Raw genomic sequence first — 1,611 nt, forward strand, 5'->3', positions numbered from 1 at the left:
GTCTACGGGGACGGTGAGGCCGGCGAGGCGGTACAGCGGCTCACGGTCGGCCAGCATCTGCGAGATCATGGGCAGCGGGTCCGGATGGTCCTTGAACGGCCGGTCGATGGTGTCGGCCTTCAGGCGGCGCAGCGTCTCTTCGGCCGACACGCGCAGCCAGACGGAGAGCGTGCCGGCACCCAGCGAGTCCAGCAGCTCCGGACGGGTGATCCAGCCGCCGCCCGGTGCGAGAACGTTGAACGACGCGTCGGCGGCCTCGCGGGTGAGGGCGGCTTCCAGGCCGCGGAAGTGATCCTGGCCCTGCGCGTCGATGATCTCCTTGACGGTGCGCCCCTCCCGGTGTTCTATCTCCACGTCGAAATCCAGATAGCCCCACTCCAGCCTCCGCGCGAGCGCCGCGCCCACGGTGCTCTTGCCGGCGGTCATGTACCCCAGCAGCACCACGCGCCGGACCACGAACGGCGGGAGCGCGACGCGGTCGTTCTCGTTGCTGGCGGGCACGGGCTGCTCCTGTGAGCGGGAGATGCGAGACGTCCGAGCGTGGGATGCGCGGCGCCGCGCCGCGAGAAAGCAGGATGCGGGCCCACCTGCCGTGCCGGCGCGGATCTCGGAAGATGCGCATCTACCGATGCCGGCCTTGCCCGCTGAGTGTTGGAGGATTTCGTGCTCGCCGGAGTATCGCCGGGGGTATGAAAGCCCCCGGCTCGGAACGGCGGCCGTCCTGCGGACGAGTGTCCGCGTGGGGGCGGCATCTTCAGCAGTCGCAGGTAGTTGCGTTCGATGTTCGCATCTCCTTCCAGCGAAGTTTGCGATGACGAGAGAGAAGGTGACAGCGCTGAGTGTGGGGGCGACGGTGCTCTCGGTGCTGGTCGCGCTTTCGCAGGCGTTCGCCCTGGTCGGGCACACGGCGCGAGCGGTGGACGTGGTCGGCCTGTTCGCCGGCGGCGTGGGCGTTGGCGCGGGCGTGGCGGCCACCGTCGTCTCGCTGCGGATGCTCAAGCGGCACCGGATGGACGGCTCGAGCCGCATCTCCGCGGGGGCGGGGGACCGGGCTGTGCCGGCATCCGATGGTGCGCATCTACCCGAAAGCAAACCGAACCCGCTGCGCGATCCGGTGTAGTACCGCGCGGCGAAACGAGACGCAGCGAACACCGATCTTCCCCGCCTTCCCCGCCTTGCGCACGGCCCTCCGGAAGCGGCAAACCACCTCCAGGCGAACGATGAACAAGCAGCGGGATCGGGTGCTTCCCCGCCTGATCGAAGACGAGATGCGGGAGTCCTTCCTGGACTACTCGATGAGCGTGATCGTACAGCGCGCGCTGCCCGACGTGCGCGACGGCCTGAAGCCGGTGCACCGGCGCATCCTGTTCGCCATGCACGAGGCCGGGCTGGGCCCCACGCGCCCGTACAAGAAGAGCGCGACGGTGGTGGGCGACGTGCTGGGCAAGTACCACCCGCACGGCGACCAGTCGGTCTACGACGCCCTCGTGCGCATGGTGCAGGACTTCTCGCTGCGCTACCCGCTGGTGGACGGCCAAGGCAACTTCGGCAGCATAGACGGCGACGGGGCGGCGGCGTACCGCTACACGGAGTCGCGCCTGGCACCGGTGG

Annotated in this window: 3 protein-coding genes; 2 read left to right on the forward strand and 1 reads right to left on the reverse strand. The window is 69.5% G+C overall.

From position 1 onward, the window contains the following. The coding region (locus VFE05_23790) for a shikimate kinase (GenBank protein HET6233120.1) at positions 1-501 on the reverse strand (501 nt) is incomplete at its 3' end. A 325-nt stretch (positions 502-826) separates the two neighbouring features. On the opposite strand from VFE05_23790, the gene VFE05_23795 reads away from it, so the two are divergent. Then, on the forward strand, positions 827-1,120 hold the full coding sequence (locus tag VFE05_23795) for a hypothetical protein (GenBank protein ID HET6233121.1): 294 nt from the start codon (positions 827-829) through the stop codon (positions 1,118-1,120). Positions 1,121-1,220: 100 nt separating this feature from the next. After that, a partial coding sequence (locus tag VFE05_23800; GenBank protein ID HET6233122.1) for a DNA gyrase subunit A occupies positions 1,221-1,611 on the forward strand: 391 nt, incomplete at its 3' end.

Source organism: Longimicrobiaceae bacterium (genome assembly GCA_035696245.1).
GTDB lineage: Bacteria > Gemmatimonadota > Gemmatimonadetes > Longimicrobiales > Longimicrobiaceae > DASRQW01.